The organism is Microcystis protocystis FBCC-A270 (assembly GCF_050500235.1).
GTDB classification, from domain to species: Bacteria; Cyanobacteriota; Cyanobacteriia; order Cyanobacteriales; family Microcystaceae; genus Microcystis; species Microcystis ichthyoblabe_A.
Genome location: NZ_CP191407.1, coordinates 96,408 through 109,875 on the forward strand (window position 1 = coordinate 96,408; position 13,468 = coordinate 109,875).

Consider the following 13,468-nt stretch of genomic DNA (forward strand, 5'->3'; position numbering starts at 1 on the left):
TGATTAGTATTTGTCGGTTACTTTGAATCACTGTATTGTCAGTAATTATCTAGGTTTGGTGGCTTTGACAAATAGCTGCCCACCCAAGAAATTCCAGAAAATAGGGAATTTTAAATAAATTTTGAGTAAGGTAGGTGAAGCGGGTCTTCCTTTCGTAGAAAATGGTAGAAAACGAGGAATTAAAGTATCGATTCTAAAACCAATTGTTTCCAATAACTCCTTTAAAGAAAGGTGAGTTATTGGTAGTTTATGATCAATAAAATCATAGTATTCTTTATAAGAATACTTAAAATTAGGTTGAATCACTAGAAGTGATCCGCCCGGTGTTAAAATGTCATAACAAAATCCCAAAACTTCGATTAATTCTTCCGCACTATTTAAATGCTCGAAAAAGTTGGAGATAAAAATTTTATCAAATCTTATATCAAGTTTTTGCTGCTCATTAATACTGAGAATATTGAGATTCAATACCGTTACATCAGGATTAGCAAAAACTTTTGCATCAGAATTAAGATCGATTAAGTATTTATTTTTAGAACGAATTTGATTAATAAATTCACAGTAACCTCCACCAATATCTAAAACTGTATCATTGACAGTAACATAATTTTGTAAAAAATTATTAACCAAAACTTTCCAAAGAGCTAATTTTGCTTTTCTTTCTTGAGGATTAAAGCGACTTTCGTAAAGTTTCTTTAAGTATTCCATTTGTCGGGTTACTTGCTCGTCTAACATGGTTTTAACCTCTGAATTTATTGGTTACTTTTATCTGATTTTTTGGACAGGTTTGCGCTTATAGTCGCCTCTAGAAAGGTATTTTTCTAACCAGATAGAGAGAACTATAAATAAATAACGACTACCCATTTCCTTGAGTTTTAACTTGGAAATCCCCGTGGTACGATTGCGCCAAGTGATGGGAATTGTCGTGTAGGAATATCCTCGCACGATTGCTTTTAAGGGCATCTCTACTGTTAAGTTAAAATGGTGAGACAGTAGAGGTGATATTCCTTCGATAACCTCCTTCCGATAGATTTTAAAGGCATTAGTGGTATCATTAAATTTTAGCCCAAATAAAACTTGAATGAATAGATTGGCCAAACGATTAACGAATAACTTGTGTATGGGATAATCAATAACTTTTCCTCCTTTGATAAAACGAGAACCAAAAACGCAATCGTAGCCTTCTTGGAGTTTATAATAATAGTCCACCATGTTATCGGGAGAGTCGGAATTATCTGCCATTACTACTGCCACTGCATCACCGCTAAAATTTTCTAATCCACAGCGCACCGCAAAACCAAACCCGTTAGGATAATAATTATTGATGTAGAGAATGCGGGGATTTTCTTGGTTGATTTTTTTCAGAACTGCTTCGGTGTTATCTTTGCTATTGTCATTAACCACCAGGATTTCATAATTAATTTTATCCCGTTCTAAACGTTCAGATATTAAGTGAGTTGTGCTTTCGATGCAATCTTCTTCGTTGTAAGCAGGAATAACTATTGATAAGGTTTTTACTGCATAGTTATCCCTTGATTGACGTGGGTGAGAGTAACCGTCCATCTCGAAAGCTGGTGCTAATCCTTCGGGATAGTACATTTCTGTCTCATTAGTCTTATTCTTAGGTTTAAAAATTAGGCTATCACTGGCAACATAATTAATACTAGCTCCCAGTAAAACCCCAATCATTGTGTTGACTCCGGGGCTAACTCCTAGCCAGTTTAAGAATGGAAATACCAAAAAAACTCGCAGTAAAACTGCTAAACCTGCCGAGAGATGATAGAGAGGAAGTTGTATCAAAATCACATCTCTAATTGTCCAATCTCCCCCAGTCCACACCCAGATTCTATAGATAAAGAAACTAGCAATTAAAGATATTTCTATCGAAATAACATTAGCAACATTCTTGAGAAATGGGGTATTAAATCCTAAGTCGTCAATGAACCAATAAATGAAGAATAAGTTGATTAAAAATGCCACTCCCCCAGCAATGAGAAATCGAAAAATTTTATTATTGTAGATTTTAGTTAACATAAGGAACTCAACTCAATATAAATTACAGATAATTATCTCTTATTTACCGTGTCTTGTTGTGTATGTATCACAACGTTTGTTAGAAAAAACGGGCTTGTTATTAGGATTATACAGGCTATTTAAATATTTTTTATCTTCTCGGTTTTCTCTTGTTTTGCGGCAAAAAACTATCGCCTCAACTTGATAATTAGCTCTTGATAACTTATAGAGAGCATTTTTTGATTCTTCCTCACTTGCTTGATTATGAATCATTAAGGCACGACGTTGACTATAGTAAGGTATCAATGAACTCCAATAATCTCCGTAGATTAACAAAACACCTTCAGGAGAAGTAACAGTTTGGACTTGAGAGGCAATTTCTAAGTAACTGTCACCATGCAATTTTATCGGATACCAGAAAGCTCGGTAAAATTGCAGTTGTGATAACAAAATCAAAGCGAGGAAAAACCAGCCTACAGACTGCCAAATTTTCCGTTTTTTTTCTATTAATCCCATGATGGTAAATCCAGAAGCACCGAGGAGAAAGATAGCATTAGCATAGGGATAATAGTTATGAACAAAATGCAAATTGGTAAAAATGGCAACTGTCAATATAAATAGTAAACTTAAGCCATAACTTAGTAACTTTTTTGAGGTGAAAATTGGTAATATTACTAAAGCCATAACGCTGATTATCAATCCGCCAAAAACGTCATTTAGAGTCCTAGTTAGATAATTTCTCCACTGTGACCGAGATAATTTTTGAGCGATAGTTCCAAAGTTCCAATCTCTCAAAGCTTTCGAGGTGATAAAATCTGCTGCCATGGGATTGAGTAGCTTTTGGGCATCGGTAAAGTTAACCCAAATTTTGGCTATAAGGAAGGGTATGATTATAAAAACAACGACCGGTATCAATAAATCTCTCGCTAAGTTACGAGATGAGTCTTTCTTAACCCAATTAATACCTATCCAGACACAAGCTAAAATTAAAAATCCAGCCATAGTCGTTACTTTAGTCAGACTGGCAGCGATTCCAAAAAGACAGGCTAATAAGGCAATAATTGGCGATTTATAGCGAAAATAAACAGCAATACAGGCCAGGTAAGCTAAAGAGAAAAATAGGGCGGTTGATTCAATCATGAATGTTCGCGCCCAAAACAGATAAAGAGGACTGGCTAAAAATAAACTCAAAAACAGCCAACGGAAAGCTCTTGCTACTTGTAAATAAGATAGGATTACATATATAGGAATCAAACTTAAATAAAAGAAAAAAGCACTCACAAATCTACCAGTTTGGTCAATGGGAGTCTGAAAAATCTTAACTAAAATTGCAACTATTCCTTGATAGAGCGGAAACTCCATTGGAATTGACCAAGGCACTCCTAAAACAGGGGTTTCATAGGCTAACCAAGGACTACCTTTGAGTAAATAAAAAACCGAGATGGCCGTTTGAGTTTGACGAAAAGCGTGGACATCTATCAAAGGATTATTCCAGCCTCCGCTAATCCCCCAAAAACTATGGATTAAGCAAACTGCAAAAATTAAAAACAATATTTTCTCAGTCCATGATTTAGAAGCAAGCATATTTGACCATCTCCAGTTTTTTAACCCCATATACGCACAGACCCAGATAGTTTTGACATAGTAATCTAATGCTCTACTATAACCAACGGCTAACGTTTTGACTAAAAATTTCTTTGAGAATATCTGTTACTGTGTAGGTTAACTGCCAATCAGGATAATGATTTTTAAACTTACTCACATCAGAAATCCACCAGATATGATCACCAATGCGATTAGTCTCCACATACTGCCAGTTTAACTTTTTAGCCGCAATCGCTTCACATTCTTGAATGGCTTCTAACATGGAACAATTACTAAAGCGACTACCACCGATATTATAAACTTCTGCCACTCGCGGAGTCTGATAAAAATGATAGAAAGCATTGACCAGATCGTAACTATGAATATTATCGCGTACCTGCTTACCCTTATACCCATAAATACTGTATTCTTTGCCAATCATCGTACATTTCATTAAGTAGGATAAAAACCCGTGTAATTGGGTTCCCGAATGACTTGGACCGGTTAAACAACCGCCACGAAAAGAGGCAGTTTTCATCTCAAAATAACGCCCGTATTCCTGTACTAATACATCCGCCGCCACTTTTGAGGCACCGAACAAAGAATGTTTACAAGCATCAATACTCATCAACTCGTCAATACCTTGAGCAAAATAAGGATGACTTTCCGAGATTTCCCAACGTAATTCTTTTTCTACTAAAGGCAATTCATTCGGTCTATCCCCGTAAACTTTATTAGTGGAACAGAAAATAAATACTGCTTGGGGACAGTGTTGACGAGTATTTTCTAATAATACTAAAGTTCCGTTAGCATTGACACTAAAATCCATATAGGGATCCTTAGCTGCCCAATCGTGGGAAGGTTGCGCCGCCGTGTGGATAATTAAGGATATATCATGACTATAGGTTTTAAATATATCTGCAATAGCCTCATGATCGCGAATATCTACAGCATGGTGAATGTATTTATCCCCGTAATCTTGGGATAATTTGGCTCGATTCCACTCCGTTGAAGCGTCTTCGCCAAAAAATACCTGACGCATATTATTATCAATTCCAACGACGGTATAACCCCGATCACAAAAAAACCTCACTGATTCGGAACCGATTAAACCAGCAGAACCGGTTACTAGAACGATCGCCATAACTATATCCTGAATTTTTTGCCTAGTTGTTCAGAAATTTCTCAAGTTGAGAAAACTTTCTCCGACTTTACTAGATAGGTTCGCCTTTGTCAATTAAACCCGAGGAGATTCCCTTAACTGCGGCAATTCCCTGAAAAATGATCGTCTCATCTACTAGGAGCGATTTAATGGCCTTTTCTTGCCAGTAATCCCTAATTAAGTCCCCATCTCCCCCCGTTAAAATTATCCCGCTCTCTGGATATAAATTTAACCATTCCCGACTGAATTTTTCTATTCCCGCCAAAATTGTATAAATTATCCCACTTCTTATCCCTTCTGCTGTTTCTTTTGCCCACATCTGGGGTAATCTTTCCGATAAGGACACCTCTGGTAAGGCTGCCGTCCGTTCCCTTAAACTGGCTAATTGCACCTTTAACCCGGGTAAAATTGCCCCCCCCACTAGCTTTTTATCCCCATCCACTCCCGTAAAAGTTAAGGCTGTTCCCGCATCGATGACTAAACAGGGAAATCCGTGTTTTTTTCCCGCACCTAAGACAGCTAAAGCTCGATCGATGCCGAATGTCGGATATAAATCCAGTAAAGGAATATCTTTTAAAGTAATTATCCGTAAATTGTCATAATTTGCCCATAATTCTTTTTGGCTAGGAACCACAGAAGCGACAACCAATTCACAGTTACATTTATTTGTCAAGAGTTTAGGGAAAATTTGTTGCAAAAATTCATTACTTGGGGGTTCCCTCAGGTGGGGAGTATCGAGACAAGCTAACAGGGTTTGACCGCGAAAATACCCCCAATGTAGCCGAGAATTGCCGATCATCAACCCTATCCAGTCAGTATCTTGCTCAGTCATTTAGTTAGTAGGAAGTATTTTCAGTGAACAGTGAACAGTAATCAGTAATCAGTAATCAGTGAAAAGACAGCACTGTTAATGCTATTTAATACTCCTCACTTACAGCTTTTCTCAGATACATGAGGTTCGTTCTTGCAGCTGAAATACTTGATTAGCAAAGATCAGCTTGTGCCTCACCTTTACGAGAAAGGCTGTCTTACTCTTCACTAAAAACTCACATCTGATAACTGATCACTGATCACTGATCACTGATAAGGCCGATATTTGGCGGAATTATCTAGAAATCATGACAAAAGTTTTTTAATGGTTGCACAGGCAAGAGAATAAGATAACCTAGGTATAGAATTTAACAAAAAATCTGGTTAACGGACATTGATCAAGTCGATAGCGCAGTGTCAAACGAGTTCTTTTCCCGCTCAGGTATGGCAATTAGATCACGGCTTAACCGTAATTCATCAGTACTTACCCGTGACTCCTGTGGTGGTAGTAGATGTGTGGGTTAAAGCAGGTGCGATCGCTGAACCCGACCCATGGTTAGGTATGGCCCATTTTCTCGAACACATGATCTTTAAGGGGACGAAAAAACTTCCCCCCGGACTCTTTGACTATTTAATCGAAAATTGTGGCGGCATGACCAACGCTGCCACCAGTCACGACTATGCACACTTCTATCTCACCACCAGTGTTGACCAAATTGAACATACCCTACCCCATCTGGCCGAAATTCTCCTCCATGCTGAGATTGACGATGAGGAATTCTATCGGGAAAAAGATGTAGTTTTAGAAGAATTACGCGCCTGTTATGATGATCCCGATTGGATTGCCTACCAAACCCTCTGCGGAAGTATCTATCAAAACCATCCCTACGGACGCTCTATTCTAGGCGATCAACCCCGTTTAGAGCAATTAACCCCCAATCAAATGCGCTGTTTCCATCGCACCTATTATCAACCAGAAAATATGTGTGTGGCGATTATCGGGGGAATTGAACCCCAACCAGCTTTAGAAATTATCCGGCAATCTTTTCGGGAATTTCCCGTCCCCTCGGAATCCCCCTCCCATCTAGTGGCTGCCGAACCCCCCCTGATCGAAATTCGTCGTTCCCAAGTATATTTACCCCACCTAGAACATTCTCGTCTCTTGATGGGATGGATGGGACCGGGATGCGATCGTCTAGAAGATGCCTTTGGATTAGACTTGATTTCGGTAATTCTTGCCGGGGGACGCTGTTCGCGGTTAGTGCGACAGCTGCGGGAAGAAGCGCAAATCGTCCTCGATATTAACAGTAATTTTTCCCTGCAACGAGATTCCAGTCTCTTTACCATCGGTGCTTGGCTATCTAGCTCAGAAACTGAGACAATTGAAGGCATTATCTGTGAACATCTCCAACATCTGCACGATGATCCCGTCACCCCCGCAGAATTACACCGCACTCAACAGTTATTAGCTAACGATTATATTTTCTCCACAGAAACCCCGGGCCAATTAGCCGGACTCTATGGATATTATCAAACCCTGAGAGCTGCCGACCTAGCCACGATCTATCCCCAAGTTATCCAAAGTTTGCAACCATCAGATCTACAACGTCTGGCTCGTCAGTATCTCTCCCCGGAGCGATATGCTATTACAATAATGCAACCCTGTGAATAAACGATGTCCGCTTCTCCCATTCACCGCTTAACCTTAGAAAATGGCATCACTCTTTTAGTGGTGGAAAATACGGCCGTGGAGTTGGTTGCGGGGAGGATTTTTCTCAAAAATGCGGGTACTCGGTGGGAAAAAACCGAAAAAGCGGGTTTATTTCGTCTTTTAGCAGTGCTGCTCACCAAAGGTACAGAAAAGTTATCTTCCCTAGAAATTGCTGATCGCGTTGAGTCCACGGGGGCCGGTTTAAGTGCAGACACGGGGACTGATTATTTTGTGGTTAGTTTAAAGACCGTTACCAAGGATTTTTTAGATATATTGCGTCTAGCGGCGGAAATTATTCGTTTTCCCAGTTTTCCCCCCCCAGAAATTGAATTAGAGAAAAATCTCACCCGTCAAAGCATTCGCTCTCAATTGGAACAGCCTTTTAATGTAGCTTTTAATCAATTACGCGCCGCTATGTACCCCGATCATCCCTATGGTATGTCTTTATTGGGTACGGAGGCAACGGTTTCTCAATTGCAACGGGAGGATATGCAGGCCTATCATAGTCGCTTTTTCCGTCCCGATAACTTGGTAATTAGTCTTTCTGGCCGTATTACCCTAGAGCAAGCAGTAAAAGCAGTGACGGAAATTTTTGGCAGTTGGTCAATTCCCGATCTTCCTTTATCTAGTTTACCCCCCGCCGCTTTTGATTTTCAGCCCACCTGTTTAACTACCGTCCAAGCTAGTCAACAGGCGATCGTTATGTTAGGATACCCCGGCTCTTCTGTACAAGAGGATGATTATGCGGTTTTAAAATTATTGAGTACCTATCTGGGGAATGGGTTATCTAGTCGTTTATTCGTGGAATTGCGAGAAAAACGGGGATTAGCCTACGATGTTTCCGCTTTTTATCCCACCCGTCTCGATTCTTCCCAATTTGTCATTTATATGGGAACTGCACCCCAAAACACAGCCATGGCCCTGTCGGGATTGCGTCAGGAAGCAGAAAGGTTATATAAAGTAACTTTGAGTGAGGAGGAGTTACAGTCAGCTAAAAATAAGTTATTGGGTCAATATGCTCTCGGTAAACAAACTAACGCCGAAATCGCTCAATTATACGGTTGGTATGAAAGCTTAGGTTTGGGGATTGAATTCGATCGCACTTTCCTGGATTCTATTAATCAGATTACTGCCGAACAAGCGCGATCGGTAGCCAGTAAATATTTTCAAAATCCTTACATTTCTCTAGTCGGTCCGGAAAATGCGATCGCTGAAATTCTCTAGTCAGAGCAAAAAGCAGCAACAAAAAACTATTGCCGCTGCTATTTTTGATTAACTCCCCGGGTGGGATTCGAACCTACGACCAATCGGTTAACAGCCGACCGCTCTACCACTGAGCTACCGAGGAAGGCTACTCACAATTAATAATTATAATCATAAGTCCCTCAATAATGCAAGTGTTTTCTAGATTTTTTCTCAAAAAAATTTCCTGTGCCGGTAGCGGTGGGCGGAGAATCCACTATTGTGGAGATAAGGACACCATTAAGTCTAGTCTATGCTTGCCCATCACCGCCGTCCCGTTTCCTTCTGTCTGCTCTCGACAGATCTACCCATCCTCTCCACTTTAGACACTTCCGCTACCCTCTACCAAAAGGATCGCCACCGGTTTCATCTTCTCCTCAATCAACCACCAGTGGCTCTCCCAGAAATAGAGACACTTAAACCCGAAAATAATCAAAATAAATTAATTTGGCTAGAAATTTCAGCCAATCGGGTAATTATGACCATGCAGGGCCAGGGAAGATTCGCCTATCGTCATTTTTGGGAGCAAGGGGTTTTTGGTGTCAGTCGCTACTGGTTAAATGGCGAAAGTCCTCAACCGGGTTACGCTTTTCGCCTCCGCAACTATACCCGTAGTCTCAAATTAGAGGGGAATAATTTCCCCGAATATTTGCGTCTAGAGTACGAATTATGGTCAGATAACCTGATTTTAGGTCATTATGTCCTTCATTTGCAAGTACACCAATAAATCGGGTTGGCTGCATAGAGCTAAGTAGCTGGTTATAATTAAATTAAAAATGGATTTTAGGTTTGATCCCCCCTGCCCCCCTTGATAAGGGGGGTGCCGATAGGCGGGGGGATCTGAAAGTTTTTAATACCTATCTACTTAAAAACCTTGTGGGATAGGACTTTTAGGCTTTTTTGTCCCTCAAAAAGTGCCAGCCGGTGGCAAAATTTAGGCACTTTTTCCCCGAAAATTAGGTAATTGTGGGGTGGATTGAAGAATTAGTGCTACACTTCCCGAAAAGTCGATTTTATTTGAGCTTGTTGTTAGGAATCCACTTAAAAGACGTTGTTTAATCTGGCTAATAAGCTCTTGGGTATGATATGGGGAAAAGTTCGGGCGATTGCGCTAAAATGGGGGAATATGCCGAAAGTTTCCACCTATCGTTACTCTGGAGAGTGTTAGACAGAAAGTTTCTGTATAATATGTGGTTATGCTGCCCTAATCCCTGGTTGATGCGGAGCGTCGGTGCTGCTTATTGCTCTACAAAATTGGAGAAAATTGCATGAAGAAGTATTTGACAAGAATTTGTGGAGTTGTGTTGGTCAGTATTGCGTCAGGCGAATACACTGATGCTGGACAGTTGCTAATCAATGAGCGAAGCCAAATACCTCTTGATCCTCGTTACAGAGTCGATTCTGGTTCAGCACAACTTGCTAGTTCTCAGCAAATTACTTGGAATGATAATGCGACCAATCTCCGTGGAAGGTTAGATCAGGATTTTACCTTTATCTGCTCATCAAGCGGACGAGTTGGCTCTGTTTGGGGAACCAATACATACACCGATGATTCCTCAATTTGCAGTGCAGCAGTTCATGCTGGACTGATTACTGCGAGAGATGGAGGGGTAGTAACCATTAGGATTCGTCCAGGAGAGGATTCATACGCGGGTACTAATCGTAACGGTGTTAGAAGCAGTAGTTATGGAAGTTGGAGTGGGAGTTTCATCTTTTTGAACTCGATGGGAAGTCCTGTATCTGCTGAACCAGTCATTCCGTTTCTTGAATGGAGTGATACTGCTACAGGACTTCGCGGAAGGTTAGATCAGGATTTTACTTTCAGTTGTCCTTCAAGCGGACGAGTTGGCTCTGTTTGGGGAACCAATACATACACCGATGATTCCTCAATTTGCAGTGCAGCAGTTCATGCTGGACTGATTACTGCGAGAGATGGAGGGGTAGTAACCATTAGGATTCGTCCAGGAGAGGATTCATACGCGGGTACTAATCGTAACGGTGTCAGAAGCAGTAGTTATGGAAGTTGGAGTGGGAGTTTTATTTTTCTGAGATAGTGCGATTGCCTATATGGTAGATCGGGTTAGTGCGATCGCCGCTCTGGTAGGGTGCGTTCCCTAATGCAAGTCCTGCTACAAAGCGATCGCTTTTGGGGAACGCACCATGCACATTGATGGAAACTGTGAAGTTAGAAGCATGAAACCCAACCCCCGATCATGTTACGTTACCGCTAACCCATCCTACAAATAATTGTGCCTCCCTACTTATCAAAAAAATGTTTGATATTATGCTTGAAATTTCTAAAACCTCTCTTCAAGTATTAGGCAGTGAAATATTTAATCAGATAACCAAAAGTAAATAACTAAAAACAAAACATTTATTAAATCAAAAAAGGTTGAACATGGTAAGAAATGCGACAAATAAATTATTGCAAAATGCTAAAAAACTAAAAAGTGACGAGTTTTATACACAACTTTCAGATATAGAAAGTGAGTTGCAACATTATAAAAGTCATTTTGAAAATAAAGTAGTTTATTGCAATTGCGATGACCCCAGAATTAGTAACTTTTTTAAGTATTTTGCTGCAAACTTCAAAAAGTTAGGTCTAAAAAAAATAATAACATCTTGTTATCGAGAACAAGTCAGAGATTTATTTAATACAGAAGAAGATGAAAAGGGTTTTTTCTTTGAATATACAGGTACAGATAGAGAAAAAAATAAACCTATTTCCACTGACATTATTTACTTTAATGGGGATGGAGATTTTCGTAGTCCTGAAAGTATTGAACTATTAAAAAAGTCTGATATTATTGTTACTAATCCGCCATTTTCATTATTCAGAGAATATGTAGCTCAATTAGTTAAATATGACAAAAAGTTTTTGATAATTGGCAATATTAATGCAATAACCTATAAAGAAATTTTCAAACTAATTAAAGAAAACAAAGCGTGGTTAGGAATAAATCTTGGTAGAGGTATTTCTGGTTTCATTATTCCCGAACAATATGAACTTTATGGAACAGAGGCTCGTATTGACAATTCTGGAAATAGGATAGTTTCTCCAAATAATTGTTTATGGTTAACAAACTTAGACACATCAAAGCGGCACGAAGATATAGCTCTCACAAAAAGATATTTTGGCAATGAAGCTGAATATCCAAAATATGACAATTATGATGGAATTAATGTCAATAAAACTCAAGACATTCCCCTAGACTTCAAGGGGGTTATGGGTGTACCAATAACATTTTTACATAAATTCAATCCCGACCAATTTGAAATAATTAAATTCAGGAAAGGGAATGATGATAAAGATTTATCAGTAAATGGGAAATGTCCTTATTTTAGAATACTAATCAAGAATAAACGAATACAAACTGAATATATTGATTTAACTGACAAAGAAAAACAATGTATAACTCAGTCCTAGGGTGCGTTCCCTAATGCAAGTCCTGCTACAAAGCGATCGCTTGTGGGGAACGCACCATGCACATTGATGGCAGCTGTCAGTGCGATGCCGAAGAACGTAGTGCGATCGCCGTAATCTTCTTGATTAAACTTTAAAACTGCCATTGCTTGGGATAGGAACGTCACTGGCGATCGCTCTTTGGGGATAAGGAGTGCGATTGCTGATCTTGTCGTTTAGGTCGAGGTAACAAAACCCAACAAGCTTTGTTATAATATTTTTGTCATAAAGCAAGACTTATAAAAATAGATTTATGCCAGAAATTACTCGATTTTATGGAATTATCATTAAAATCTTTTTTGCCGATCATCCACCTCCCCATTTTCATGCGATTTATGGAGAATATAACGCCCTATTTAATCTGGAAACCTTAGAAATCATTGAAGGAGACTTACCTAATAGAGCCACAAAAATGGTTGTAGAATGGGCAACAATCTATCAATCAGAATTATTGAAAATGTGGAACACTCAAGAATTTAATAAATTACCACCTTTGAAATAAAACAATGCTTTATCCCAAAATAACATCAGCCGAAATCATTGAAAATTATACTCTATTGGTGCATTTTTCTAATCATCAAGCTAGAAAATATAACTGTGAAAATCTACTAGAAAAAACGATGTTTTCTTCCCTTAAAAACTATGCTTTCTTTAAAAACTTTCAACTTGATCCATCAGGTAGCGGAATCGTTTGGAATGATGAAGTTGATATAAGCGAGTATGAAATTTGGATCAATGGAATTGAACTATGATTGCCGATCTTGTAGTGCGATCGCTGTCATCTTCTTGATTAAACTTTAAAACTGCCATTGCTCGGGATGGGAACGCCAAGGACGATCGCTTTGGGAAGGATCAATTTTTGGGGAATGGCGATCGCTTTTTTTTCATTAGTTCTAACTCATGCTGATTTTGATATAATAGCCATAATTGTTTGACATCTTAAGAGAAAAAATCATGATTAGAGCGATTAAACAGAAAGGAATTGTTGGTAGAGAAGGAAAAATAGAGCTTTATTCTGCGGAACTAGAAGAAGGAACGGATGTGGATATCATTATTTTAGTGTCTGATTCTGAACCCGATACAACCGAATATCTTCTTTCAACAGAAGCCAATCAGCGTCAATTATCGGAAGCTATTGACAGAATAGAAAATCAAGAAAACTTAGTGACAATCACCACAAAAGAATGGCGTGAAAAATATAGTATTTGATCCGAAAGCTTTTAAACAATTCAATGAATGGGCGATAGAAAACAAAAAACTCTATAAAAAAATAGTTGATTTAATTGATGATATATTGCGCCATCCCTTCTCTGGAATCGGCAAACCCGAACCCTTAAAACATCAACTCAAGGGTTATTGGTCAAGACGTATTAATGATGAACATCGCTTAGTTTATAAAATTACAGAAACAGAAATTATTATTATCAGTTGTAAATTTCATTATGACTAGGCTCAATGCGATCGCTGTCATCTTCTTGATTAA

At 39.0% G+C, this 13,468-nt stretch carries 15 protein-coding genes and 1 tRNA gene; 10 read left to right on the top strand and 6 right to left on the bottom strand.

What is annotated here, in order from left to right:
* Positions 1-45: 45 nt before the first annotated feature.
* The 5 genes from ACQY1X_RS00425 to ACQY1X_RS00445 form a co-directional block, all read right to left on the bottom strand.
* The gene (locus ACQY1X_RS00425) at positions 46-735 is read right to left on the bottom strand and encodes a class I SAM-dependent methyltransferase (protein WP_430013746.1); all 690 of its coding nucleotides are present in this window, start codon (positions 733-735) and stop codon (positions 46-48) included.
* A 30-nt stretch (positions 736-765) separates the two neighbouring features.
* Positions 766-2,034 carry a glycosyltransferase gene (locus ACQY1X_RS00430; RefSeq protein ID WP_430015260.1) on the bottom strand — a complete coding sequence of 423 codons (1,269 nt, stop codon included), beginning with the start codon at positions 2,032-2,034 and terminating at the stop codon, positions 766-768.
* Between the two features lie 39 nt (positions 2,035-2,073).
* Complete coding sequence (locus ACQY1X_RS00435; protein WP_430015261.1) at positions 2,074-3,597, bottom strand: ArnT family glycosyltransferase; 1,524 nt, start codon at positions 3,595-3,597, stop codon at positions 2,074-2,076.
* Between the two features lie 76 nt (positions 3,598-3,673).
* Entirely contained in the window at positions 3,674-4,741 is a 1,068-nt protein-coding gene (locus tag ACQY1X_RS00440; protein WP_430015262.1) for an NAD-dependent epimerase/dehydratase family protein, read from the bottom strand.
* Between the two features lie 70 nt (positions 4,742-4,811).
* The gene (locus ACQY1X_RS00445; RefSeq protein WP_042790567.1) at positions 4,812-5,591 is read right to left on the bottom strand and encodes a pantothenate kinase; all 780 of its coding nucleotides are present in this window, start codon (positions 5,589-5,591) and stop codon (positions 4,812-4,814) included.
* 372 nt (positions 5,592-5,963) lie between these two features.
* Here ACQY1X_RS00445 and ACQY1X_RS00450 point away from each other — a divergent pair, with 372 nt between their 5' ends.
* Positions 5,964-7,241 (top strand): M16 family metallopeptidase, encoded by a 1,278-nt coding sequence (locus ACQY1X_RS00450; RefSeq protein WP_042790568.1) that lies wholly within the window; start codon positions 5,964-5,966, stop codon positions 7,239-7,241.
* A 3-nt stretch (positions 7,242-7,244) separates the two neighbouring features.
* Positions 7,245-8,504 carry a M16 family metallopeptidase gene (locus tag ACQY1X_RS00455; protein ID WP_288059310.1) on the top strand — a complete coding sequence of 420 codons (1,260 nt, stop codon included), beginning with the start codon at positions 7,245-7,247 and terminating at the stop codon, positions 8,502-8,504.
* 52 nt (positions 8,505-8,556) lie between these two features.
* Here the strand turns inward: ACQY1X_RS00455 and ACQY1X_RS00460 are convergent.
* A tRNA-Asn gene (locus tag ACQY1X_RS00460) sits at positions 8,557-8,628 on the bottom strand.
* A gap of 147 nt (positions 8,629-8,775) precedes the next feature.
* On the opposite strand from ACQY1X_RS00460, the gene ACQY1X_RS00465 reads away from it, so the two are divergent.
* From ACQY1X_RS00465 to ACQY1X_RS00500, 8 genes are all read left to right on the top strand, one after another.
* Positions 8,776-9,249, top strand: a complete 474-nt coding sequence (locus ACQY1X_RS00465) for a hypothetical protein (protein WP_430013752.1) — start codon at positions 8,776-8,778, stop codon at positions 9,247-9,249.
* Positions 9,250-9,823: 574 nt separating this feature from the next.
* Positions 9,824-10,576, top strand: a complete 753-nt coding sequence (locus tag ACQY1X_RS00470) for an LCCL domain-containing protein (protein WP_202950800.1) — start codon at positions 9,824-9,826, stop codon at positions 10,574-10,576.
* 230 nt (positions 10,577-10,806) lie between these two features.
* Positions 10,807-10,881: a hypothetical protein gene (locus tag ACQY1X_RS00475; protein ID WP_230400944.1), complete on the top strand. Its 75-nt coding sequence runs from the start codon at positions 10,807-10,809 to the stop codon at positions 10,879-10,881.
* Positions 10,882-10,920: 39 nt separating this feature from the next.
* The gene (locus ACQY1X_RS00480; protein WP_430013753.1) at positions 10,921-11,949 is read left to right on the top strand and encodes an adenine-specific methyltransferase EcoRI family protein; all 1,029 of its coding nucleotides are present in this window, start codon (positions 10,921-10,923) and stop codon (positions 11,947-11,949) included.
* A 289-nt stretch (positions 11,950-12,238) separates the two neighbouring features.
* Positions 12,239-12,487 (top strand): DUF4160 domain-containing protein, encoded by a 249-nt coding sequence (locus ACQY1X_RS00485; protein ID WP_002736965.1) that lies wholly within the window; start codon positions 12,239-12,241, stop codon positions 12,485-12,487.
* 4 nt (positions 12,488-12,491) lie between these two features.
* Entirely contained in the window at positions 12,492-12,737 is a 246-nt protein-coding gene (locus tag ACQY1X_RS00490; RefSeq protein WP_002737254.1) for a DUF2442 domain-containing protein, read from the top strand.
* A 202-nt stretch (positions 12,738-12,939) separates the two neighbouring features.
* Positions 12,940-13,194, top strand: a complete 255-nt coding sequence (locus tag ACQY1X_RS00495; protein WP_002737836.1) for a hypothetical protein — start codon at positions 12,940-12,942, stop codon at positions 13,192-13,194.
* The gene (locus ACQY1X_RS00500; RefSeq protein ID WP_002777946.1) at positions 13,175-13,435 is read left to right on the top strand and encodes a Txe/YoeB family addiction module toxin; all 261 of its coding nucleotides are present in this window, start codon (positions 13,175-13,177) and stop codon (positions 13,433-13,435) included. The genes ACQY1X_RS00495 and ACQY1X_RS00500 overlap by 20 nt, the downstream gene beginning before the upstream one ends.
* Positions 13,436-13,468: the final 33 nt, after the last annotated feature.

Excerpts from the sequence above, each read along its gene's own strand:
- ACQY1X_RS00495 (WP_002737836.1), top strand. The coding sequence starts at position 12,940 with ATGATTAGAGCGATTAAACAGAAAGGAATTGTTGGTAGAGAAGGAAAA.
- ACQY1X_RS00490 (WP_002737254.1), top strand. The coding sequence starts at position 12,492 with ATGCTTTATCCCAAAATAACATCAGCCGAAATCATTGAAAATTATACT.
- ACQY1X_RS00440 (WP_430015262.1), bottom strand. The coding sequence starts at position 4,741 with ATGGCGATCGTTCTAGTAACCGGTTCTGCTGGTTTAATCGGTTCCGAA.
- ACQY1X_RS00445 (WP_042790567.1), bottom strand. The coding sequence starts at position 5,591 with ATGACTGAGCAAGATACTGACTGGATAGGGTTGATGATCGGCAATTCT.
- ACQY1X_RS00455 (WP_288059310.1), top strand. The coding sequence starts at position 7,245 with ATGTCCGCTTCTCCCATTCACCGCTTAACCTTAGAAAATGGCATCACT.
- ACQY1X_RS00480 (WP_430013753.1), top strand. The coding sequence starts at position 10,921 with ATGGTAAGAAATGCGACAAATAAATTATTGCAAAATGCTAAAAAACTA.
- ACQY1X_RS00465 (WP_430013752.1), top strand. The coding sequence starts at position 8,776 with ATGCTTGCCCATCACCGCCGTCCCGTTTCCTTCTGTCTGCTCTCGACA.
- ACQY1X_RS00485 (WP_002736965.1), top strand. The coding sequence starts at position 12,239 with ATGCCAGAAATTACTCGATTTTATGGAATTATCATTAAAATCTTTTTT.
- ACQY1X_RS00435 (WP_430015261.1), bottom strand. The coding sequence starts at position 3,597 with ATGCTTGCTTCTAAATCATGGACTGAGAAAATATTGTTTTTAATTTTT.
- ACQY1X_RS00430 (WP_430015260.1), bottom strand. The coding sequence starts at position 2,034 with ATGTTAACTAAAATCTACAATAATAAAATTTTTCGATTTCTCATTGCT.
- ACQY1X_RS00425 (WP_430013746.1), bottom strand. The coding sequence starts at position 735 with ATGTTAGACGAGCAAGTAACCCGACAAATGGAATACTTAAAGAAACTT.